The 22232-nt window shown below is 71.1% G+C and carries 23 protein-coding genes; 15 read left to right on the top strand and 8 right to left on the bottom strand.

What is annotated here, in order from left to right:
• The first annotated feature begins 30 nt into the window (after positions 1-30).
• From M6B22_RS08055 to M6B22_RS08070, 4 genes are read left to right on the top strand one after another with little or no spacing between them, the layout of a single operon-like run.
• Positions 31-387, top strand: coding sequence for a TraR/DksA family transcriptional regulator (locus tag M6B22_RS08055; protein ID WP_269445253.1), 357 nt, complete (start codon positions 31-33; stop codon positions 385-387).
• Between the two features lie 43 nt (positions 388-430).
• The gene (locus tag M6B22_RS08060) at positions 431-1258 is read left to right on the top strand and encodes a purine-nucleoside phosphorylase (protein WP_269445254.1); all 828 of its coding nucleotides are present in this window, start codon (positions 431-433) and stop codon (positions 1256-1258) included.
• A 2-nt stretch (positions 1259-1260) separates the two neighbouring features.
• Entirely contained in the window at positions 1261-1809 is a 549-nt protein-coding gene (locus tag M6B22_RS08065) for an NAD-dependent epimerase/dehydratase family protein (protein WP_269445255.1), read from the top strand.
• Positions 1799-3517: a phospho-sugar mutase gene (locus tag M6B22_RS08070; protein ID WP_269445256.1), complete on the top strand. Its 1719-nt coding sequence runs from the start codon at positions 1799-1801 to the stop codon at positions 3515-3517. Before M6B22_RS08065 ends, M6B22_RS08070 begins: the two co-directional genes overlap by 11 nt.
• 12 nt (positions 3518-3529) lie before the next feature.
• Here M6B22_RS08070 and M6B22_RS08075 read toward each other — a convergent pair whose 3' ends face one another.
• Positions 3530-4483, bottom strand: coding sequence for a ZIP family metal transporter (locus M6B22_RS08075; RefSeq protein WP_269445257.1), 954 nt, complete (start codon positions 4481-4483; stop codon positions 3530-3532).
• A 103-nt stretch (positions 4484-4586) separates the two neighbouring features.
• On the opposite strand from M6B22_RS08075, the gene M6B22_RS08080 reads away from it, so the two are divergent.
• Positions 4587-5342, top strand: a complete 756-nt coding sequence (locus M6B22_RS08080) for a phosphatase PAP2 family protein (protein WP_269445258.1) — start codon at positions 4587-4589, stop codon at positions 5340-5342.
• Here M6B22_RS08080 and M6B22_RS08085 read toward each other — a convergent pair.
• The 3 genes from M6B22_RS08085 to M6B22_RS22125 all read right to left on the bottom strand — a co-directional run bounded on the left by M6B22_RS08085 (position 5255) and on the right by M6B22_RS22125 (position 7029).
• Complete coding sequence (locus M6B22_RS08085; protein WP_269445259.1) at positions 5255-6031, bottom strand: hypothetical protein; 777 nt, start codon at positions 6029-6031, stop codon at positions 5255-5257. The two genes, M6B22_RS08080 and M6B22_RS08085, sit on opposite strands and share 88 nt — an antisense overlap.
• A gap of 101 nt (positions 6032-6132) precedes the next feature.
• The gene (gene upp, locus M6B22_RS08090; protein WP_407935665.1) at positions 6133-6705 is read right to left on the bottom strand and encodes a uracil phosphoribosyltransferase; all 573 of its coding nucleotides are present in this window, start codon (positions 6703-6705) and stop codon (positions 6133-6135) included.
• A gap of 60 nt (positions 6706-6765) precedes the next feature.
• Complete coding sequence (locus M6B22_RS22125; protein ID WP_407935666.1) at positions 6766-7029, bottom strand: CGNR zinc finger domain-containing protein; 264 nt, start codon at positions 7027-7029, stop codon at positions 6766-6768.
• A 28-nt stretch (positions 7030-7057) separates the two neighbouring features.
• Between M6B22_RS22125 and deoC the strand changes: the two genes are divergently transcribed.
• The 3 genes from deoC to M6B22_RS08105 are packed head-to-tail and all read left to right on the top strand — an operon-like array spanning position 7058 to position 10334.
• Positions 7058-8002 (top strand): deoxyribose-phosphate aldolase, encoded by a 945-nt coding sequence (gene deoC, locus M6B22_RS08095; RefSeq protein ID WP_269445261.1) that lies wholly within the window; start codon positions 7058-7060, stop codon positions 8000-8002.
• Between the two features lie 3 nt (positions 8003-8005).
• Positions 8006-9439 (top strand): aldehyde dehydrogenase family protein, encoded by a 1434-nt coding sequence (locus tag M6B22_RS08100; RefSeq protein ID WP_269445262.1) that lies wholly within the window; start codon positions 8006-8008, stop codon positions 9437-9439.
• Complete coding sequence (locus M6B22_RS08105) at positions 9429-10334, top strand: aldehyde dehydrogenase family protein (protein ID WP_269445263.1); 906 nt, start codon at positions 9429-9431, stop codon at positions 10332-10334. Before M6B22_RS08100 ends, M6B22_RS08105 begins: the two co-directional genes overlap by 11 nt.
• Positions 10335-10369: 35 nt before the next feature.
• Here the strand turns inward: M6B22_RS08105 and M6B22_RS08110 are convergent, their stop codons facing one another.
• Positions 10370-10819, bottom strand: a complete 450-nt coding sequence (locus M6B22_RS08110) for a helix-turn-helix domain-containing protein (RefSeq protein ID WP_269445264.1) — start codon at positions 10817-10819, stop codon at positions 10370-10372.
• Between the two features lie 351 nt (positions 10820-11170).
• Here M6B22_RS08110 and M6B22_RS08115 point away from each other — a divergent pair, with 351 nt between their 5' ends.
• Entirely contained in the window at positions 11171-12532 is a 1362-nt protein-coding gene (locus M6B22_RS08115; protein ID WP_407935646.1) for an IS256 family transposase, read from the top strand.
• 106 nt (positions 12533-12638) lie between these two features.
• Here M6B22_RS08115 and M6B22_RS08120 read toward each other — a convergent pair whose 3' ends face one another.
• Positions 12639-13544 carry a hypothetical protein gene (locus M6B22_RS08120; RefSeq protein ID WP_269445265.1) on the bottom strand — a complete coding sequence of 302 codons (906 nt, stop codon included), beginning with the start codon at positions 13542-13544 and terminating at the stop codon, positions 12639-12641.
• 114 nt (positions 13545-13658) lie between these two features.
• Between M6B22_RS08120 and M6B22_RS08125 the strand changes: the two genes are divergently transcribed.
• Both M6B22_RS08125 and M6B22_RS08130 read left to right on the top strand, forming a co-directional pair.
• Positions 13659-13949, top strand: coding sequence for a transposase (locus M6B22_RS08125; RefSeq protein WP_269443116.1), 291 nt, complete (start codon positions 13659-13661; stop codon positions 13947-13949).
• On the top strand, positions 13946-14842 hold the full coding sequence (locus M6B22_RS08130; protein WP_269445266.1) for an IS3 family transposase: 897 nt from the start codon (positions 13946-13948) through the stop codon (positions 14840-14842). The genes M6B22_RS08125 and M6B22_RS08130 overlap by 4 nt, the downstream gene beginning before the upstream one ends.
• Here the strand turns inward: M6B22_RS08130 and M6B22_RS08135 are convergent.
• The gene (locus M6B22_RS08135) at positions 14814-15473 is read right to left on the bottom strand and encodes a DUF6318 family protein (protein ID WP_269445267.1); all 660 of its coding nucleotides are present in this window, start codon (positions 15471-15473) and stop codon (positions 14814-14816) included. The genes M6B22_RS08130 and M6B22_RS08135 overlap by 29 nt on opposite strands.
• A 123-nt stretch (positions 15474-15596) precedes the next feature.
• Between M6B22_RS08135 and M6B22_RS08140 the strand changes: the two genes are divergently transcribed.
• Complete coding sequence (locus M6B22_RS08140; protein WP_269445268.1) at positions 15597-16640, top strand: hypothetical protein; 1044 nt, start codon at positions 15597-15599, stop codon at positions 16638-16640.
• 32 nt (positions 16641-16672) lie between these two features.
• On the opposite strand, the gene M6B22_RS08145 is transcribed toward M6B22_RS08140, so the two are convergent.
• Positions 16673-18397 carry a glycerol-3-phosphate dehydrogenase/oxidase gene (locus tag M6B22_RS08145; protein ID WP_269445269.1) on the bottom strand — a complete coding sequence of 575 codons (1725 nt, stop codon included), beginning with the start codon at positions 18395-18397 and terminating at the stop codon, positions 16673-16675.
• Between the two features lie 19 nt (positions 18398-18416).
• On the opposite strand from M6B22_RS08145, the gene glpK reads away from it, so the two are divergent.
• Genes glpK through M6B22_RS08160 form a run of 3 tightly spaced genes read left to right on the top strand, consistent with a single transcriptional unit; the run spans position 18417 to position 22231 of the window.
• Positions 18417-19904: a glycerol kinase GlpK gene (gene glpK, locus M6B22_RS08150; RefSeq protein ID WP_269445270.1), complete on the top strand. Its 1488-nt coding sequence runs from the start codon at positions 18417-18419 to the stop codon at positions 19902-19904.
• The gene (locus M6B22_RS08155; RefSeq protein ID WP_269445271.1) at positions 19901-20944 is read left to right on the top strand and encodes an LLM class flavin-dependent oxidoreductase; all 1044 of its coding nucleotides are present in this window, start codon (positions 19901-19903) and stop codon (positions 20942-20944) included. The genes glpK and M6B22_RS08155 overlap by 4 nt, the downstream gene beginning before the upstream one ends.
• A gap of 42 nt (positions 20945-20986) precedes the next feature.
• On the top strand, positions 20987-22231 hold the full coding sequence (locus M6B22_RS08160) for a glycoside hydrolase family 3 N-terminal domain-containing protein (protein ID WP_269445272.1): 1245 nt from the start codon (positions 20987-20989) through the stop codon (positions 22229-22231).
• Position 22232 lies beyond the last annotated feature (1 nt).

Below are 22232 nucleotides of genomic sequence, written 5' to 3' on the forward strand. Positions count from 1 at the left end.
GAGGCCAGGCTTCGTCAACGAGGAGTACTCATGACCCAATCCGCAGCGCCCGCTGCACGTGGCGCCCCGGTGCCCGATACCCAACTCGCCGTCCTGCGCGGCATGCTCGAACAGCAGCGCCGGTTCCGGCTCGACCAGCTCGAGCAGTTGCAGCGCTCGGACCAGCTCGGCCTGCTCAGCGGCAGCGACCGCGAGATCAGCGACTCGCTGATCCGCGGCGCGCGCGCCGCGCTGCGCGACGTCGTCGACGCCTTGCAGCGCATGGCCGACGGCCGTTACGGCCGCTGCCGCCGCTGCGGCACGGCACTGGCCCCCGAGCGGCTCGAGGTACTGCCGCAGGTGAGCCTGTGCATGCCCTGCCAGCGCGAGGAGCAGGCGGACGACTGACGCCGCGCGGTGAATGACCGTCGGGCCGTTAGGCTCGGCGGTCATGGAGCACCAGACGGTAGAGGGCGCGGGCCGACCGCCCGCCGATCCGGCGACGGTGGCCAAGGACGCCGCCGCGGCACTGGCCGAGCGGACCGGCGTCGCCTCACATGACGTCGCGATCGTGCTCGGCTCCGGCTGGGTGCCCGCGATCGACGCCCTGGGCACGCCCACCGCCGAGGTCACCGTCACCGAGCTGCCGGGTTTCCTGCCGCCGAGCGTCGAGGGCCACGCCGGCCGGATCCGTTCGCTGGACGTGTCCGGGGTGCGGGTGCTCGCCTTCCTCGGCCGCACCCACTTCTACGAGGGGCGCGGCGTGGAGCCGGTCGTGCACGGCGTCCGGGTGGCGGCAGCCGCAGGGTGCCGCACGATCGTGCTGACCAACGCGTGCGGCGGGCTGCGTCCGGGCATGCAGGTGGGCGATCCGGTACTGATCAGCGACCACCTGAACCTGACCTGGCGCTCCCCGCTGGTCGGCGCCCGGTTCGTCGACCTCACCGACCTGTACTCGGCCCGGCTGCGCGCCCTGGTCCGCGAGATCGACCCGAGCATCAGCGAGGGTGTCTACGCGATGTTCCCCGGCCCGCAGTACGAGACGCCCGCCGAGGTCCGGATGGCCGGCGTGCTCGGCGCCGACCTGGTCGGCATGTCCACCGTGCTGGAGGCGATCGCCGCGCGCGCCGAGGGTTGCGATGTGCTCGGCCTGTCGCTGGTGACGAACCTGGCGGCCGGGCTGGGCGACCCGCTGGACCACGAAGAGGTGCTGGCTGCCGGCCGCGCCGCCGCGTCCCGGATGGGGGAACTGCTCGCCCGGCTCGTTCCGCAGCTGTGAGCGTGACGGTCCTGGTCACCGGCGCGGCCGGGCGCATCGGCGCGACGCTGTGCGAGCGGCTGCCCGCGCTCGGCTGGAACGTCCGCCCGTTCGACCTGGTCCCGGTGGGCGGCGCCCCGGCGGGCGAGGTGACCAGCGCGCGCGACCTGGACGCGGCGCTGGACGGGGTGAGCGAGGCGCTCGGGCGCTACTACGCCGACCGCTACGGCCTACGGGTCGCCTGCCTGCGCATCGGCACGTTCGCACCGCGGCCGCCTGACCGCCGCGCGCTGGCCGACTGGCTCTCACCCGGCGACTGCGCCCGGCTGGTGGACGCCTGCCTGCGGTCGCCGCAGCTCGACTACGCCGTGGTGTGGGGCGTCTCGGCGAACGCCCGGCGCGGCTGGTCACTGGACGAGGCGCTGGCCCTCGGCTACCGGCCCGAGGACGACGCGGAGGCCTACGCGGCCGATCTCGGCGACGCGTGCTCCTACGATTCGGACGGCTACGTGGGCGGGGGCTTCACCTCGCCCGGATTCGGGATCGACGAGGTGGCTGCGCGTGCGCGATGAGGAACTGCGGGGACGGGTCGAGGCCTGGCTCGCCGACGAGGTGGACGACGCCGCGGCCGCCGAACTGCGCGTGCTGCTGGACGCGGCCGAAGGCGGCGCTGCCGAGCGCGGTGCTGCCGAGCGCGGTGCTGCCGAGCGCGGTGCTGCCGAGCGCGGTGCTGCCGAGCGCGGTGCTGCCGAGCGCGGTGCCGCCGAGCGCGGTGCCGACAGCCAGGCGGCCGAGGCCGAGCTGGTCGACCGGTTCCGCGGCCCGCTGACCTTCGGCACCGCCGGGCTTCGCGGTCCGGTGCGGGCCGGCCCCAACGGGATGAACCGGGTGGTGGTGCGCCGCGCCGCCGCGGGCCTGGCCGCGTGGCTGACCGCGCAGGGGCGCTCCGGCGAACCGGTGGTGGTCGGCTACGACGGCCGGCACGGGTCGGCCGAGTTCGCGCACGACTCGGCGGCGATCTTCGCCGCGGCGGGTTTCGACGCCCGGTTGCTGCCGCGGTTGTTGCCCACCCCGGTGCTCGCGTTCGCGGTGCAGCACCTGGGCGCGGCCGCCGGCGTGATGGTGACCGCGTCGCACAACCCGCCACAGGACAACGGCTACAAGGTGTACGTGGCCGACGGCGCGCAGATCGCCCCGCCGGTCGACGTCGAGATCGAAGCGGCCATCCGAGCGGTCGCCTCGGCGCGGGGCGTCCCGCTGTCGGACCGCTACACCGTGCTGGGCGAGGACATCGTCGACGCGTACGTCGGCGCGGTTGCCGGCCTGATCGGGCCGGGCTCGCGGGAGGTGCGCATCGTGCACACCGCGATGCACGGCGTGGGCACCGAGGTGATCACGAAGGTGTTCGCCGCCGCCGGGTTCGCGCCGATGCACGGCGTCCCGCAGCAGGCTGCGCCGGACGCCGACTTCCCGACCGTCTCGTTCCCGAACCCCGAGGAGACCGGAGCGCTCGACCTCGCGCTGGCGCTGGCCCGCGAGCAGGACGCCGACCTGGTGATCGCGAACGATCCCGACGCGGACCGGTGCGCGGTCGCCGTGCCGGACGCCTCCGGTGAGTGGCGCATGCTGCGCGGTGATCAGGTCGGTGTGCTGCTCGCCGATGCCCTGCTGCGCAAGGGGGTTCGTGGCACGTACGCGACGACGATCGTGTCGTCCTCGATGCTCGGCGCGATGGCGGCACGCAACCAGGTGCCGTACCGCGAAACGCTGACCGGCTTCAAGTGGATCTCCCGGGCCGCGCCGGATCTCGTGTTCGGCTACGAGGAGGCGCTGGGCTACGCGGTCGCGCCGGAACTGGTGCGCGACAAGGACGGCATCAGCGCCGCGCTGCTGGTGGCCGAGCTCGCGGCGGCGCTCAAGGCCGACGGCTCCTCGCTCACGCAGCGGCTCGAACAGCTGTACGCCGAGTACGGCCGGTACGCGACCGACCAGGTGTCCGTGCGGGTCGAGGATCTCGCGCTGATCGCGGCGATGATGCAACGGCTGCGCGCCCGGCCGCCGACCCAGCTGCTCGGCCGGCCGGTCACGGTCGAGGACCTGCTGCCGGACAACGACGTGCTGCGCCTGCGCTGGCAAGGCGGGCGCGTGGTGATCCGGCCGTCCGGCACCGAGCCGAAGCTGAAGGCCTATCTCGAGGTGATCGTTCCCGACGGCGACGCGGCGCACGCTGCCGAGTTGCTCGCGCACCTGCGCGGCGAGGTCGGCGCGGCGCTGGCCTGACCCCGGCGGCCGTCAGGCGCCGGCGTACCCGACCACGGCGTCGGTGGCGAAGCCGGCCAGCAGCCCGATGAGCAGGCCGATCGCGAGCAGGTCGGGCCGCTTGGCGCGGGCCGCGACACCGAGCAACTGGGTGACGACGTAGATGATCGATCCCGCGGCCAGGGTCAGGAACACGACGCTGACCGCCTCACTCGTGAAGCCGTGCCCGACGATCGTGCCGACGAAGGTCGGGCCGCCGCCGATCAGCGCGAGCAGCAGCAGGAATCCCCAGGACGGCCGGCGGGCCGAGCCGTCGTCGTCCAGGTCGCCGGCGAGCGGGGCGACGATGCCGAAGCCCTCGGTCGCGTTGTGCAGGCCGAAGCCGATCACCAGCATCGTCGCGAGCGCGATCTCGCCGGACGCCGCCGACTGGCCGATCGCGAGCCCCTCGGCGAAGTTGTGCAGCCCGATCCCCACCGCGATCAGCAACGCGAGGCGCCGCGCGGGTGACCAGCCGGCGATCCCCGGGATCCGCACCGGGCGCACCTGCACCGCGGTTCCGGCCAGCGCCGGGCCCGGCTCGGGCGGTGCGACGACGGGGTTGCCGGCCGGGCCGGCGATCTCGGTCCGGTCGGCGGCCGCGGCCGCTGCCCGGGCGGTCACCCGTGCCGTCGTCGCTGCCATATAGCGCTCGTAGCCGACGAGCGACAGCAGCCCGACGCTCACCCCGAGCACGAACAGCGCGCCGTAGCCGAACGCCGGGGCGAGCCCGCCGACGTGGTCGTGCGCGGCCGACAGCGCGCCGTCGATCGGCTCCCACGCGGCGGACAGCACGTCCCAGACGAGGAACAGCAAGATGCCGACCGCGATCGCGTTGAGCAGCAGGCGCAGCGAGGGCATCGGGCGCCGGATCCTGCCGAGCGGGATGCCGAGGACGATGGTGACACCCGCGATCAGGCCGAGGATCAGTGTCTTCGTAAGGGACATCAACGCTCCAGGATTAGGTCTGCCTAACCTTACAAACGGCCGCGACCTGTGCAAACGCCGGGATCGCCCCGGCACACACAGCCGCTGCCTCTATCGTCACGGAGTGACTCGGCCCAAGATCATCTCTGCGCCGCTCGGCCGCGCGGTCGCGGTGCTCGCGTTGACCGGAGCGGTGCTTCTCGCGGTGGGCCTGACCGTCGGCCTGACCCTGATCGGCCGGCACGGCAACGGGCCGGTGCGCGGCCTGGACCGGCACGTGGGGAACTGGTTCCTCGACCATCGCTACCTCATCGGCCTGGCGAAGGCGATCGCGACCGTGGGCGATGCCGCGCTTCTCGGGGTGGTGTGCGTCGTGCTGACGCTCGCACTGCTCGCGTGGCGGCGCACGCCGATCATGCTGGCGCCGCTGGCCGGTTACCTCGGCGGCGAGGGACTGGTCTACCTCACCCGCGCCGTCGTGCACCGCGACCGGCCGCCGACGGCCGACTACCCGGCACCCGGTGCCCTGGCCGGCATCCACGAGACGAGCTGGTCGTTCCCGTCCGGACACGCCACCGCGGTGACCGCCGTGCTGTTCGCCGGGCTCGGCGTCGTGGCGCTGTCGCGCCGCGCGCTCTGGCCGTGGCTGGTCGCCGCCGCCGGCTCGCTCTACGTCGCGGCGAGCAGGCTCGATCTGGGCGTGCACTGGTTCACCGACGTCGCGACCGGTTGGGTGCTGGGCACGGTGTGGGGCGTGACGGTCGCGCTGGTCGCCGTCCGGCTGGCGGTCGGCTACGGGGTGGCGGCGAACCGGTACGAGCGGCCGCGCCATTCGTCCAGCACCGCCGTGTCGACCAGAGGGCCGGCCGACGGGCCGTAGTGCGCCGTCACCGTGCCGTTGTCGTTGACGGTGATTCCCGCCGCGTCGTTCCCGTCGCAGCGGTAGGTGAGGTCGACGTCGCCGAGCGCGGGCACCGCGCCGGTGACCGATACGCAGCGCCGGCCGTTACCGAGCACGATCGCCCACGGGTTTCCCTCGGTCAGGACCGGGTCGTACTTCGGCAGCGCGCGGGTCAGGGTGATGATCTGCCCGGTCGACCACGGGTCGGCGAAGCAGGCCACCGTGGGCGGGGTGCTCTCACGCGCTGACGCGAAGCACGGGTCCAAGATGGTGTTGCCGATCAGGCAGCGGAACACGCCGGCCACCGGGACCGCGATCGAGGTCGCGAAGCAGGAGCCGTGGCCGGCCGCGCGCGCGTGCACCAGCCGCCGTCCGTTCTCGTCGAACGGGGTGAACTGATGCACGGTGGGTGGCTTGGCCGGCACGGCGCCAGGGGCCGTCGCCCGGGTCGGGTCGACGGCGGCGGGCTGAGCGCCGCCGGTGCTCGCGGACCTGATCGGCGTCGGCGAGCTCGACGTCGGCGGGTTCGGCTGGGGCGAGTTCGCGGTGGACGTCGGTGAGCCGCACGCGGCCAGCACCCCCAGGCAGGCCGCGGCGGCCACCGCCGGGATGGACGCTCGGAGGACGCGCGTCAGCGCACGACCTCGCGCGTCCTCCGAGCTCGCCATCAAGCCTCCCTCGCACTAGTAGACGCTCCGAGCGCGCGGGACGTTGCGTGCAGAAGGCAACGGTTATGTCTCGATTGTGTGTTGATCAGGTGCGCGGGCCGCTAGCGCGGTCCGAACTGCCTGTCCCCGGCGTCGCCGAGTCCGGGGACGATGTAGGCGTTCTCGTTCAGGCGCTCGTCGACGCTGGCGACGAACAGCCGCCCGGCCAGCCCGCTCTCGGCGATGAGCTGGACGCCCTCGGGAGCGGCGAGCGCGCAGAGCACCGTGACGTCGGTGGCGCCGCGCTCGTGCAACAGCTCCAGGCAGTGCTTGAGCGAACCGCCGGTGGCCAGCATCGGGTCCAGCACGATCACCGGGCGGCCGGCGAGTGAGGCCGGCAGGGAGGCCATGTACGGGTGCGGCACGTGCGTCTGCTCGTCGCGGGCCAGGCCGACGAAGCCCATCTGCGACTCCGGCAGCAGGTTGAACGCCGCCTCGGCCATGCCCAGGCCGGCGCGCAGCACCGGCACCAGCAGCGGCGGGTTCGCGATCGCGGTGCCCGTGGTGGGCGCGACCGGCGTGGTGACCGGGACGTCGGCGACGGCGAGCTCGCGGGTGGCCTCGTAGACCAGCAGGGTGGCCAGCTCGCGCAGCGCGGCGCGGAACTCGGCGTTGCTGCTGCGCTCGTCGCGCATCACGGTGAGCCGGGCCTGGACGATGGGGTGCGTGACGACGACGGTTTCCACGCGCGCAGCCTACTGAGTCCGCGCCCTCGCGCGATGGGCGCGCACCCGCGCGCGCGAGCCGAACAAGCTGTCCGAGCACCAGCGACGGCGCCCGCTCTCGTCCAGGAAGATCCCGCCGCAGGTCTCGTCCGAGCAGGCGCGCAGCCGCGTCCGCTCCGGGCCGGTGAGGTGCCCGACCGCTTCCCGCGCGATCCGGGCCAGCGCGAGCGAAGTGGGCGTGCGGCTGCTGTCCCGGCGGCCTGCGGCGGTGCGCCCGACCGCCGAACCCGCCAGGTCGCTCGTGCGCTCCTAGACTGGCGGGGTGACCACAGTCGTCGACCTGCGGGACGTCACCCGCGACAACGCCGCACTGCGCCGCTTCCTGCACGGGCTGCCCGGCGTCGATCAGGTCGGCGCCGAGGGGCGGGCCGGCGCGCTGGCCACCCGCAGCATCAAGACCACCGCCAAGGCGTGGGCGATCGACACCGCGATCTCGATGGTCGACCTGACCACCCTCGAGGGCGCGGACACACCGGGAAAGGTGCGCTCGCTGTGCGCCAAGGCGATGCGTCCCGATCCCACCGACGCCTCGGTACCCGCCGTCGCCGCGGTGTGTGTCTACCCCGACCTGGTCGAGACGGCCGTCCACGCGCTGCGCGGGTCGCGGGTGGGCGTGGCGAGCGTGGCCACCGCGTTCCCGTCCGGCCGGGCGTCGCTGGAGACCAAGCTGCACGACGTCCGGGACGCGGTGGCGGCCGGCGCGAGCGAGATCGACATGGTGATCGATCGCGGCGCGTTCCTCGCCGGGCGGTACCTGCAGGTGTTCGAGGAGATCGTCGCGACCAAGGCGGCCTGCGGCACTGCCCACCTGAAGGTGATCCTGGAGACCGGCGAGCTCGCGACGCTGGACAACACCCGGCGCGCATCCTGGCTGGCCTTGCTCGCGGGGGGCGACTTCATCAAGACCTCGACCGGCAAGGTCGCGCCCGCGGCGACGCCGCCGGTCGCGTTGGTGATGCTCGAGGCGGTGCGTGACTACCGCGAGGTCAGCGGCGAGTTGCGCGGGGTGAAGCTGGCCGGCGGGATCCGCGCCTCCAAGGAAGCGGTGCGCTACCTGGTGATGGTGAACGAGGTGGCCGGCGACGACTGGCTCGACCCGCGCCTGTTCCGGTTCGGCGCGTCCAGCCTGCTCAACGACCTGCTGCTGCAGCGGCACAAGCTCGCGACCGGCAGCTACGACGGCCCCGACTATGTGACGGTGGACTGACCCATGGCATCTCGCTTCGAGTACGCGCCCGCGCCGGAGTCCCGCGACATCGCGCGGCTGCGCCCGAGCTACCAGATCTTCGTGAACGGCCGGTTCCGCGACGGCAGCGGCGAGGCGGTCAAGACGATCAACCCGGCGGACGAGACACCGCTGGCCGAGATCGTCGAGGCGGGCCGCTCCGACGTGGACGACGCGGTGCGGGCCGCACGACGCGCGTTCGGGCCGTGGTCGCGGCTGCCCGGGCGCGAGCGTGGCAAGTACCTGTTCCGGATCGCGCGTGCGATCCAGGAACGCGGTCGCGAGCTGGCGGTGCTGGAGTCGCTCGACAACGGCAAGCCGATCCGCGAGTCGCGCGACGTCGACGTCCCGACCGCGGCAGCGCACTTCTTCTACTACGCCGGCTGGGCGGACAAGCTCGGCTACGCGGGGTTCGGCCCCGATCCGCAACCGATCGGCGTGGCCGGCCAGATCATCCCGTGGAACTTCCCGCTGCTGATGGCGGCGTGGAAGATCGCGCCGGCGCTGGCGTGCGGCAACACCGTGGTGCTCAAGCCGGCCGAGACGACCCCGCTGACCGCGCTCGTGCTGGCCGAGATCATCGCCGAGGCGGACCTGCCACCGGGCGTGGTCAACATCCTCGCCGGTGGACCGGACATCGGGCAGGCCATCGTCGAGCACGCCGGCGTGGACAAGATCGCGTTCACCGGCTCCACCGACGTCGGCAAGATCATCCAGCGCTCGCTCGCCGGCTCCGGCAGGCGGCTCTCGCTGGAGCTGGGCGGCAAGGCGGCGAACATCGTCTTCGACGACGCTCCGATCGACCAGGCCGTCGAGGGCATCGTGAACGGGATCTTCTTCAACCAGGGCCAGGTGTGCTGCGCCGGCTCGCGGCTGCTCGTGCAGGAGTCCGTGGCCGACGAGCTCATCTCGTCGCTGCAGCGCCGGCTCGGAACGCTGCGCGTGGGCGACCCGCTGGACAAGAACACCGACGTGGGGGCGATCAACTCGGCCGCGCAACTGGCCCGGATCCGCGAGCTGACCGACGCGGGTGTCGCCGAGGGCGCGACCCGCTGGTCGCCACCGTGCGCGCTGCCCGAGCGCGGCTACTGGTTCGCGCCCACCGTGTTCACCGGCGTCTCGCAGGCGCACCGCATCGCCCGCGAGGAGATCTTCGGCCCGGTCCTGTCGGTGCTGACGTTCCGGACCCCGTCCGAGGCGGTGGACAAGGCGAACAACACGCCGTACGGGCTGTCCGCGGGCGTGTGGACCGAGAAGGGGTCGCGGATCCTGTCGATGGCCTCGCGGCTGCGCGCCGGCGTGGTCTGGGCCAACACGTTCAACCGGTTCGACCCGTCCTCGCCGTTCGGCGGTTACAAGGAGTCCGGCTTCGGTCGCGAAGGCGGACGCCACGGCCTGGAGGCCTACCTTGCCCACTGACTCCAAGTCCGGTGCTGCCGGCAAGGCCGGCGCCGGCGAGGCCCGGCTGCGGGTGCGCAAGACGTACAAGCTCTACCTGGGCGGAGCGTTCCCGCGCTCGGAGTCAGGGCGCTCGTACCCGGTGTCGTCGGCACGCGGCACGCTGCTCGCGCACGCCGCGCAGGCGTCGCGCAAGGACGTGCGAGACGCGGTCGTCGCGGCGCGCAAGGCGTTCGGCGGCTGGTCCGGCGCGACGGCGTACAACCGCGGCCAGGTGCTGTACCGGGTAGCCGAACTGCTGGACGGCCGGCGCGAGCAGTTCGCCGCCGAGGTGCAGGCGGCCGAGGGCGGTACGGCACGCGCGGCCGCCGCCCAGGTGGCCGCGGCGATCGACCGGTGGGTCTACTACGCCGGCTGGGCGGACAAGTATGCGCAGGTGGCCGGCGGCACCAACCCGGTGGCCGGGCCGTACTTCAACTTCTCGCTGCCCGAGCCGACCGGTGTGGTTGCGATCGTCGCACCGCAGGATTCGTCCCTGCTCGGACTGGTGTCCGTTCTGGCTCCGGCGCTCACCACGGGCAACACCACGGTGGTGCTCGCCGCCCAGGACCGGCCGCTGCCCGCCGTCTCGCTGACCGAGGTGCTGGCAACGTCCGACGTTCCCGGCGGCGTCGTGAACCTGCTGACCGGGTTCACCGCCGAACTCGCGCCCTGGCTGGCCTCGCACCGCGACGTCAACGCGATCGACCTGACCGGCGTCCCGCCTGCCGAGCGGGCGGCGCTGGAGATCGCCGCTGCCGACAACGTCAAGCGCGTGTACGTACCGCGATCCGTCGACTGGTCGACCGATCCCGGGCTGTCCCGGCTGGACGCCTTCGTCGAGACCAAGACCGTCTGGCACCCGATCGGCGTCTGAGGTTGCGCCGGATCCGGCTTCGGCGGTTGGGCCGCTCACGTCGCCGCGTCCCACTTGTGCTTGCCGAACCGCGGATCGGCGAGGACCTCCGGATCTGGCCGCCAGTCGTAGGTGTACGCCGGCACCGCCGGGTTCTGTCTCGGGTTGTCCGGCATCCAGGCAATACGGAACCAACCCCACCACGGTGTCTGCATGCTGCAGATGGGGCGAACGCGCAGGTGGGCGGGCAGGCGCCGGCCGTCGCGCATCCGATACTCGACCGGTTCGCCGGGCACGACGAACTCGCGCCCGTGGCCGTGCAGCACTGCGATCCGCAGGCCGACGCTGCCCAGGATGCGCGTCAGCGTGCCGATCGTCGGGTCGGCGCACTCGCCGGATTCGAGCCGGCCGATGGTCGACTTGCCCAACCCGCTGAGCTCGGCGAGTTCGCGTTGGCTGAGCACGTACCTGCGCCGGATCTCGCGCAGCATGATCGCGGTGTTCATGCTCCCGACGGTGCTCGCCAGGTGTGACGCCGGACGTGCCGGTCCTCCGCTGCCTGTGGACGACACGCGAACTGTGGACAGACGGTCGTTCGCGTCGCGGGTACGTTCTCCCGGGCACCCGGGTCCAGGCACCCCCAGGTGCGCTGGCGTGTAGTGGATTGCCCCGGGCGTGTCAGATGGTCTGTGTGAGGGGTTGAGCTAACCCCGTGCGGGAGGCTCCTGCGGGAGCTGTCGCACAGATCGGAGAACACGATCATGACGATCACGATGATGCCGGGCGGCCGGGCCGCTGCGGTGAACGAGGTGCCGTCGGCGGTGGCCGATCAGCTGGTGTCGGCGACACTGGAGGACATGGCCAAGCGCAGCCGCAAGGACGAGCCGGTGCCACCGGCGCGGGTGGCGGCGCGCAAGCTGGTGGCCGAGATGGCCGGGCAGGGCTGGCTGGACGATCTGATGTCGAAGGTCGGTGACGACGGTGTCGCGTTGACCGGCGACGGCGGGTTCCTGCCGGAGATGATCAAGGCGGTGCTCGAGCGTGGACTCGAGGCCGAGCTCACCGATCACTTGGGCTACGAGCGTGGTGACCCGGCCGGGGCCGGGTCTGGCAACTCCCGTAACGGGTCGACGCCGAAGACGTTGTTGACCGAGGTCGGGCCGGTCGATCTGGACACGCCGCGGGATCGGGTCGGCAGCTTCACGCCCCGGCTGGTACCGAAGGGGACCCGCCGCCTCGGCGGCCTGTCGGACATGATCATCAGCCTCTATGCCGGTGGGATGACGGTGCGCGACATCGGCCACCACCTGCAGCGGGTCTATGGCACCGAGCTGTCCCATGACACGATCTCCAAGATCACCGACGAGGTCCTCGAAGAGGTCAAGGCCTGGCAGACCCGTCCCCTGGACGCGGTCTATCCGGTGATCTTCATCGACGCCCTGGTGGTGAAGGTCCGCGACCAGAACGTAGTGCGCAACAAGGCCTGTCACGTGGTGATCGGCGTCGATACCGACGGCGTGAAGCACGTGCTGGGCTTGTGGGTTCAGCAGCAAGAAGGCGCTCGGTTCTGGAACCAGGTGCTCGGCGAGCTGCGCAACCGCGGAGTGCGCGACGTGCTGATCGCCTGCTGCGACGGCCTGGTCGGGCTGCCAGAGGCGGTCGAGTCGACCTGGCCGCAGACAGTGGTGCAGACCTGCGTGGTCCACCTGATTCGCGCCTCGCTGCGTTACGTGTCCTACAACGACCGCAAGGCCGTCGCTGCGGCGCTCAAGCCGATCTACACCGCGGTCAACGCCGACGCCGCCTTCGACGAGCTCACCACGTTCGCCGACTCCGAACTCGGCAAGAAGTACGGCGCCACCGTCGCAGCGTGGGAACGAGCCTGGGACCGGTTCGTGCCGTTCCTGGCCTTCCCACTGGAGGTTCGCAAGGTCATCTACACCACCAACTCGATCGAGTCGTTGAACTACCAGCTCCGCAAGATCATCAAGAACCGTGGCCAGTTCCCCAATGACGACGCCATCATCAAGCTCATCTGGCTGGCCATCCTCGACATCGAAGACAAGCGCGCCGCTCTGCGAGAGAAGGACAAAGGCAAGCCGGCGAACAAGCGCACCGCCCCGCCCCGCCTGATCGAAGGCGCCACCACCACCGGCTGGCGCGCCGCCATCAACGCCCTCGACCTGGCCTACCCCGGCCGGCTCCCCGCCGGCCTCTAACCCAACGATCTTGACCACTTACACAGAAGACTTGACAGGCTCATTGCCCCGGATCCCGGGGCAATCCACCATCGCCGCAGCAGCCCCGGTCGGCCGCCGCCAGAACTCAGTCGCCCGGGTTCGGCACCAACACCGCCCGCGCCTGCCGCACCGTCAGCGCGGTCGAGGCGGCCGGGCCGGTGATCGGACCACCGGCCAACTGCTGGAAATGCGCGGCGTCCAGGGAATACGACGCGGTCCACGACACCACCAGCGTGATCCGCACCGGCCCCGCACTGCGGTACACGTGCCCGTAATAGTCCGGACACAACACCTGCGCACACCGATCCCCCACATCGTCATACGCCTTACCCGGAACAGCACTGGACGCCCGGACCCCGTCACCGAAATCCCACGCCGCATGATCGAACACGATCTTCAACCACACCGGCTGACCCACCACCATCACCTGACCCAAGCTCCGAGCCGTACCGGTCCGCGCCCACAACAACGTCTGAATGTTCACCAACGTCGTCGGCGACGGACCGGCCAGCCCGATCCCCACCGCAGGCAACAACCGGATCGCCCGATCCCGGATCGTCGCCGCATCCGGCACCACCACCGGCACCTGCGTCTGCGGACACCAGAAACTCTCGTTCTGCCACCCCTGACCGGGCTTACGGCTCTGATACTCGAACGCATTCACGAAGACCGGGCCGGACTGTCCACCCTCGGCCAACAACTTGCAGCGCGGCACATTCGGCCCGCACCGACCCACCACCTGACCATCCAGCAGTGCCGCACCCGTGTCCGTACACGCCACCCGCCGATACTCGATCGAAGGCGAAGTGGGCGGCGTTGCTGATTCGCCGTCGACGCAGATGCCATTGAGAATCACCCCGTGCTTGCCCCCCGACCCAGCGATGATGCAGTCCTGAGCGTTGCTACTTGGGAGCGCTGCAGCTGGGAGCATGGCAGACAGTTGCGCCACGAATGCGATGCCGAGCAACACCCGGATGACACGGCGCGCCATGTCACACCCGCACACTGAACGCGTTGGCTCGCCAGCCGCTGTCGCGCCAGATGACTTCGATCCTGAACTGGAAATCCCCCGAAACCGTGGAGGCATGCACTATGAGGAGTAGTCATGCCAGAGAAGCGCAGGAAGTTCGATGCGGAGTTCCGCGAGGGCGCGGTGCGGCTGGTGCACGAGACCGGCAAGCCGATCGCGCAGATCGCTCGTGACCTGGGGGTCAACGAGGGCACGCTGGGCAACTGGGTCGCTCGTGACCGCGTAGCACGTGAGGGCCGAGACGGCCTGTCCCGTGATGATCTTGATGAGTTGAAGCGGCTGCGTGCGGAGAACGCCGAGCTGCGGATGGAGCGCGATGTCCTCAAGCGCTCCGTGGTCCTGTGGGTGAAGGAGGCGACGAAGTGAGCGTGGCACGCTTCATCGCCGACCAGAGGACGAACTACCGCGTTCCCGTCGCGGTCTGCTGCGCGATTTTCGGGCTGTCCGTCTCGTGGTTCTACAAGTGGGTCAAGGCCCCGGTCACCGCGCAGCTCACGCGGCGGCGTGAGCTCGATGCTGCCGTCGCTGAGCAGTTCGAGAACTCGGGACGGACCTACGGCTCGCCGCGGATCCATCGGGACCTGGTCGAGGCCGGCTGGCAGGTCGGCGAGAACACCGTCGCCGAGTCGATGCGCCGGCAGGGCCTGTTCGGCCGCAAACCCAAGCGGCGCAAGGGCCTGACCAGGCAGGACAAGGCAGCGCCGAAGTTCGCTGACCTGCTGCGGCGGGACTTCTCCGCGCCGGCACCGAACGTGAAGTGGTGCGGGGATATGACCGAGATCCCGACCGGCGAGGGCAAGCTGTTCATGGCCACGGTGATCGACCTGTACTCGCGTCGACTGCTGGCCTGCCCGATGTCCGAGCACCCGGACCGGTGGCTGGCGATGGACGCGATCAAGATCGCCGCCGCCACCCGGGGCGGCCGCGAGAACATCGAGAGCGTCATCTTCCACACCGACCGAGGATCGACCTACACCGCGGGCGAATTCACCAAGCTGTGCAAGGACAAACTCGGGATCCGGCAGTCGATGGGCCGGGTCGGTTCGTGCTTCGACAACGCCGCCGCCGAGTCGTTCTTCTCCACCCTGGAACACGAGGTCCTGTCCCGGCACACCTTCGAGACGAAGGCCCAGGCCCGCGCCGTCGTGCTCGCCTGGTGCCACAAGTTCTACAACACCCGACGACGGCACAGCAGCGCCGCGTTGCTAGCCCCAGCCGAGTTCGAGAAGATCACCGCTGACCAACCGGCAGCGGCATAACGAAGTCCTTCACGATTTCGGGGGAAACCCAGAACTGCTCACCCGTGTGCGCGATATCGCCTTGCTGGAACTGATTCCTTGCATCGACCTCCTCGAAAGAGGTCACGTCGACTGTGAACTGCACCGCCATGTGTGTGCTGCTCGCATCCGGATCGATCGTCGGAGCGCCTCGCACGCTGAACCTGCCGCCGAGGTAGTGATTGCCCTTCGCCCGAACGGCGTCCATGCCGTTGGCGAGCGCTGCGCATGACGTGCACGTTTTGGTGGCGTAGTGCCGCATGTAGGCGCCGCTGGTGGTCGCGAAACCCCAGTCGATCGTCTGGATGAAGAACTTCGCGAACGCGACCGCACCGTCCTGGGTGTGCTGCGTCGCCTCCAACGGCATCACCGGCGGCTTCTCCCCGGGCTTGCGCAGATTCGGGCCCGTCGTCGGCACATCGGCAGGCACCGTCGGCCCGGCCGGCCGCGGCGGACCCGAATGACTGACAGTCACCGGCGGCACCGAACCCGACACCGAACCCGCCGGCGACGTCCGAACCGGCGAGGACGGATCACCCCCCGAACCACTTCCGTCACACGCCGCAAGCGCCATCACCACCAACAGCACCAAAGGGGCGAAACGCGCACGCACACCCGGCAGCATAGGGTCCACGAGCGCCCGGCGCATCAAGTCAGCTGCGGCTGTGGAAGCCCGGTCCCCGCTCGGCGAACGGTGGGCCCGCGTGTTCGAACGCGGTTGGGTAGGTTCGCAACTATGACGAGCTCGCTGGACGCCGGCATCATCCCGATCACGCTGACCGTGAACGGCCGCATCGGACTGACCCTCTGGGCGCCACCGTGGGAGGACGAGGACGACGAGGAGTGGCAGGGTTTCCTCGGCGACGGCGCGAAGATCCTTCTCTTCCCGGGCACTCGCGAGCTGGCCGAGTTCATCGCGTCCGGTGAGGAGAACGACCTGTCCGACCACCCGGCCTGGGGTCGCGTGCAGAAGCTCCGGCCGGACGACCTTCGCCCCGACCCGGAGGACGGCTACGACCTGGACGCCGTGTACGAGTGGGCATCGGGCGAACCGGACCCGGTGCGCGTGTCCGCGCTGGCCAACGTCGTCGACATGGTCGCCAAGATCGCCGACTGCTGCGACGACGGGGCGCTGCGCCGGCTCGTCGAGCACACCCCGGCGTACGAAGAGCTGGTCGACGAAGACGTCAGCTACCAGGGCAAGGACGGCCGTAAGCGCTGGAACGAACTCGGGGACACCATCGCCGAGACGTGGGAGCGCGCCATCACGCGCGTGGACGCCTGGCTGTCCTGGCAGGGCGACTTCTCGCACAGCGACCTGGCCAGTGAGACGGTCTGGGACCGGGTGGGCGCCGAGCCGATCGAGATCCGCGTCGGCGACGCCCGCTACCTCACCGTGCGCGGCTACGTCTCCCCCGACGCCGAGGACGCCGAGACCGAGGCCGCGTTCATCGGCGGCGACGACACCGTCGTCGTGTTCACCGACGTCGCCAGCCTGGCCCGCTACTGCCGTACCGCGAAGGACCATGCGCTCACCAAGCTCGAATGGTGGTCCGAGCTCGCCGACCTCGAGGACGAGGCCGCGTTCGGCCCCGGCCTGGACGCGACGTACGACCTGCGCAAGCCGTCGGTGCGGGGCGCCGAACTGCTGCGCGAACTGGTCGCGTTCTGCAACCTGGACGCCGACACGTCCGTCCTGGACGGGCCGTCCGTCGACAAGGACGACTGGCGCAACCTGCTGGAGGAAGTGTCCGGCTGCCTGGATCCCCAGGACGGCTGACTCCCAGGACGGCTGACTCGGGACGGGAACGGCTAGAGGTACCCGCGCACCTCGGGTACCGCGGTGCGCGCCTCGTCGGCAGCAGCATCGTCGAGGCGGTCCTGCGACGCGCGCTCGGCCGCGACACGGTCGGTGTACGCCTTCACCTCGCGGCTGCGCGTGCGACGGTCCCAGCCGAGTACCGAACCGGCCAGCGCGGCCACCGGCTCGGCGCAGTCGACACCGCGGTGCGGGTACTCGATCGAGATGCGGGTACGCCGGGTCAGCACGTCCTCCAGGTGCAGTGCACCCTCGTGGGTCACGGCGTAACGGATCTCGGCCAGCAGGTAGTCCGGCGCGCCCGGCACGGTATCGAGCAGGTTCGCCTCGTCCAGGCCGGGGTCGAGCACGTCGCGGATCAGCGAGCCGTAGCGGTCCAGCACGTGCCGGATCCGATGTGGGTGCAGACCGTAGTCGGCGGCCAGCGTGTCGATCTGGTTGCGCATCGCGAAGTAGCCGTCCGCGCCGAGCAGTGGCACCCGATCGGTGCACGACGGCTGGACGCGGCGCGGCAACTCCTCGGCCGCGGCGTCCACGATGTCCGCGGCCATCACCCGGTACGTCGTGTACTTGCCCCCCGCGATCGAGATCAACCCGGGAACCACCTGCGCCACGGCGTGTTCGCGCGACAGCGCGGACGACTCCTCGGACTCGCCGGCCAGCAGCGGCCGCAGCCCCGCGTAAACACCCTGGATGTCGGCCGCCGTCAGCGGCGTCACCAGCACCTCGTTGACCCGCTCCAGCAGGTAGTCGATGTCGGCCCGGGTCGCAGCCGGATGCGCCAGGTCGAGCGTCCAGTCGGTGTCGGTCGTGCCGATCAGCCAGTGGTTCTTCCACGGGATCACGAACAGCACCGACGTCGGCGTGCGCAGGATGAGTCCGGCGTCGCCGGTGATCTTGCCGCGCGGCACCACGATGTGCACACCCTTGGACGCACGCACCTGGAACCGGCCGCGTCCGCCGGACAGCTCCTGGATGTCATCGGTCCAGACGCCGGTGCAGTTCAACACCACGCCGGCCCGGACCGTCGCCTGCGCGCCGGTCTCGGTGTCGCGCAACTCGACACCGACCACGCGGTCGGACTCGCGGGCGAACCCCACCGCAGCGGTCGACGCGCGGACCACGGCACCGTACCTGGCCGCGGTGCGCGCGACGGTCAGCGTGTGCCGTGCGTCGTCGGCCTGGGCGTCGTAGTAGCGCACCGCGCCGACGAGGGAATCCGGCTTCATGCTCGGGAACATCCGCAGCGCGGCACGCCGGCTCAGGTGCTTCTGCGCCGGCACGCTCGAGTGCCCGCCCATGGTGTCGTACAGGGCCAGACCCGCTGCCACGTAAGGACGTTCCCAGCCCCGATGGGTGAGCGGGTACAGGAACGGGACGGGCTTGACCAGGTGCGGCGCGAGGCGCGTTGTCATCAGCTCGCGTTCGTGCAGCGCCTCACGGACCAGGCCGAACTCCAACTGCTCCAGGTAGCGCAGGCCGCCGTGGAACAGCTTGGACGATCGGCTGGACGTGCCCGCCGCGAAGTCGCGCGCCTCCACAAGCGCCACCGAGAGCCCCCGGGTGGCGGCGTCCAAGGCGGCGCCCGCGCCGGTGACCCCGCCGCCGACCACCACGACGTCGAACGACTCGGCGGCGAGCCGGCTCCACGCGGTGTCCCGGTACACGGTATCGAGCCGCGACGTGTCGCCGCCGCCCTTCGGAATCGATGCGCCCACAAGGTGGCAGGCTAGCCGAATGCCGGCTGTCGTCGCTGCGATCGACCAGGGGACCACGTCCACCCGCTGCCTGCTCTTCGACCACGACGCGCGGATCGTCGCGATGGAGCAGCTCGAACACCGCCAGTACCTGCCGCGGCCCGGCTGGGTGGAGCACGACCCGGCGGAGATCTGGTCGAACACCCGGACGGTGCTGGCCGGCGCGGTCGCGCGCGCCGAGTGCCGGCCGGGGGACGTCGCCGCGATCGGCATCACGAACCAGCGCGAGACCACGGTCGTCTGGGACCGCACCACGGGCGAGCCGATCGCGCCGGCGATCGTGTGGCAGGACACCCGCACCCAGTCGATCTGTGACGATCTGGCGGTGGACGGCGGTGTCGGCCGCTATCGCGAGCGTGTCGGCCTGCCGCTGGCCACCTACTTCGCCGGCCCCAAGGTGCGCTGGCTGCTCGAGCACGTCGACGGAGCGCGCGCCAGGGCCGAGGCGGGCGAGTTGTTGATGGGCACGATCGATTCCTGGTTGGTGTGGAACCTGTCCGGTGGGCTGCACGTCACCGACGCCACGAACGCCAGCCGCACCATGCTGATGGACCTGGACACCCTCGACTGGGCGCCGGACATCGCGGCGGACCTCGGCATCCCTGTTGCCATGCTGCCGCAGATCCGCTCGTCGTCCGAGGTGTACGCGCAGGTGCGCGAGCGGGGTCCGCTGGCCGGCGTGCCGATCGCGGGCATCCTCGGCGACCAGCAGGCGGCGACGTTCGGGCAGGCGTGCCTGCAGCGGGGTGAGGCCAAGAACACCTACGGCACCGGCAACTTCCTGCTGCTCAACACCGGCACCGAACGGGTGCTGTCGCAGAACGGGTTGCTGACCACGGTCTGTTACGCCCTGCCAGGGCAGCCGCCGGTGTACGCGCTGGAGGGCTCGATCGCGGTCACCGGCTCGCTGGTGCAGTGGCTGCGCGACAACCTCGGCCTCATCGAGTCCGCGCCGGAGGTGGAGACGCTCGCCGCGTCCGTCGAGGACAACGGCGGCGCCTACTTCGTCCCGGCGTTCTCCGGACTGTTCGCACCGCACTGGCGTCCGGACGCGCGCGGCGCGATCGTCGGGCTCACCCGCTACGTCAACCGTGGCCACCTCGCCCGCGCCGCACTGGAGGCGACCGCGTTCCAGACCCGCGAGGTGATCGAGGCGATGAATGCGGACGCGGCGGTCGACCTGCGGTCGCTGAAGGTCGACGGCGGCATGGTCGGCAACGAGCTGCTGATGCAGTTCCAGGCCGACCTGCTCGACGTCCCGGTCGTGCGGCCGGTGGTCACCGAGACGACGGCCCTGGGCGCGGCGTACGCGGCCGGGCTGGCGGTGGGGTTCTGGTCCTCGACCGAGGAGATCCGGGCGAACTGGGCGGCCGACCGCGAGTGGCGACCGGCGATGGGCGCGGCGCAGCGCGAGGAGCTGTACGCCCGGTGGAAGAAAGCCGTCACCCGCACGTTGGACTGGGTATGAGCAGCCCTTTGCCCGCCGTCCCACTGTCCGTGCTCGATCTCGCGCCGGTGGGCGACGGGGCGAGCGCAAGCGATGCGGTGCAGGCCAGCCTCGAGCTCGCGCGCCGGGCCGACGAGCTGGGCTTCACCCGCTTCTGGCTGGCCGAGCACCACAGCATGCCGGGCATCGCCAGCTCGGCGCCGGCCGTGCTGATCGGTGCGGTCGCCGCCGCGACGCGCCGGATCCGGGTGGGTTCCGGTGGCGTGATGCTGCCGAACCACGCGCCGCTGGTGGTCGCCGAGCAGTTCGGGACGCTCGCCGCCCTGCACCCGGGCCGCATCGACCTGGGTCTGGGACGCGCGCCCGGCACCGACCCGCGCACCGCCGCCGCGCTGCGGCGTTCGGCCGACCCGCTCGGCCCGGACGACTTTCCCGAGCAACTCGGCGAGCTGGCGTGTTTCCTGAGCGGCGCGTTTCCCGAAGGCCATCCGTACCGGCAGATCCGCGCGGTGCCGCAGGCCGACGCGCCGCCGCCGATCTGGCTGCTCGGTTCGAGCCTGTACAGCGCCGAACTGGCCGGGCTGCTCGGACTGCCGTTCGCGTTCGCACACCACTTCAGCTCGGCGCATACGCTGCCCGCGCTCGAGCGCTACCGCTCGTCCTTCAGGCAGGGCCGCACCCTGGACGAGCCGTACGCGATGGTGACCGTGCAAGCCGTGTGCGCGCCCACCGACGAGGAGGCCGAGCGGATCGCACTGCCGGCGGCGCTGTCGTTCCTGCGGCTGCGCCAGGGGCAGCCAGGAACCCTGCCCACGCCGGAGCAGGCCGCCGAGTACCCGTGGTCACCGATGGAGCGTGAGTTCGTCGCCCAGCGCCGCGACGGCCAGGCCGTCGGCTCGCCGGACACGGTGCGCGACGCGCTCGCCGCCCTGCTCAAGGCCACCGGGCCGGACGAGCTGATGATCACCACCCTGGTGCACTCGCCGCAGGAGCGGTTGCGCTCGACCGAACTCGTGCGCGGCCTGTTCGCTGAACTTCCCCGCGGCCTGCAACAGACCTGAGGCCCTGTCGGCGTCGATGCTGACGTGAGCAAGGATGTGAGCATGCCTCGACGGACCCGCCTGGTGCCGCTCGCCCTGGCCGTGGTCGCACTCGCCGCCTGCTCGACCGGCACCAGCGGCACGCCGTCCACGTCACCGCGGCCTCCGCAGTCGCCGCAGTCGCCGCGGACCGTCCCGGCCACCACGGTGACGACGACCGGCACTGTTCCGACGAGTGCAGCGCCGACCCGATCCGGCAGCCCGTCGCCGACGCCGACGAGTCCGGCCGAGATCTCGCTGGCGACCATGAGCCTGCCCGAGCGCGTCGGCCAGCTGCTGATGGTCGACTGCCCGAGCACGTCGGTCACCGCGGCCACCGCGACGGCGATCGAGAAGTACCACGTCGGTTCGGTGATCCTCGACGGCAACAGCCAGCTCGGCGTGGAGGCCACCGCGGCGATCGTGCAGCAGTTGCAGGACCGGATCACCCGCGGCCCCAAGCTGTTCGTCGCGACCGACCAGGAGGGCGGCATCGTCCAGCGGCTGCGTGGCCCCGGCTTCACCTCCATCCCGAGTGCGGTGCAGCAGGGCGCCGAGAAGCCCGGTCAGCTGCAGACCGACACGACGGTCTGGGCCGGCCAGCTGCGGGCGGCGGGCGTGAACGTCGACCTGGCGCCGGTGCTGGACACCGTCCCGGCGGGATCGGGCAGCAACCCCCCGATCGGCGATCTGGACCGCAACTACGGCACCACGCCGGACACCGTCTCCTCGCACGGGTTGGCGGTGGCCAAGGGTCTTGCGGCAGCGGGCATCGCGGCAACGGTCAAGCACTTCCCCGGGCTCGGCCGGGTCACCCAGAACACCGACACCACGGCCGGGGTCCGCGACACGATCACCACCGCGGACGACCCGTACCTCGACCCGTTCGCCGCGGCCGTCAAGGCGGGCGTGCCGTTCGTGATGATGTCGACCGCGATCTACACCCGGCTCGACCCGAAGAACCCGGCCGCGTTCTCCTCGACGATCATCACCGGGCTGTTGCGCGACAAGCTCGGCTTCGACGGTGTGGTGATCAGCGACGACCTGGGCGCGGCCAAGCAGGTCGCGCATTACCCGGTGGCGCAGCGGGCGGTGCGGTTCATCGCGGCCGGCGGCGACATGGTGCTCACCGTCGATGCCACGCAGGCCAAGGCGATGACGGCGGCACTGATCGCGAAGGCCGAGGCGGACCCGGCTTTCGCAGCCCTCGTCGACGCGGCAGCGCTGCGGGTGCTCAAGGCCAAGCAGGTCGCCGAGCTGATCTCCTGAG

Source organism: Jatrophihabitans cynanchi (assembly GCF_027247405.1).
GTDB classification, from domain to species: Bacteria; Actinomycetota; Actinomycetes; order Mycobacteriales; family Jatrophihabitantaceae; genus Jatrophihabitans_B; species Jatrophihabitans_B cynanchi.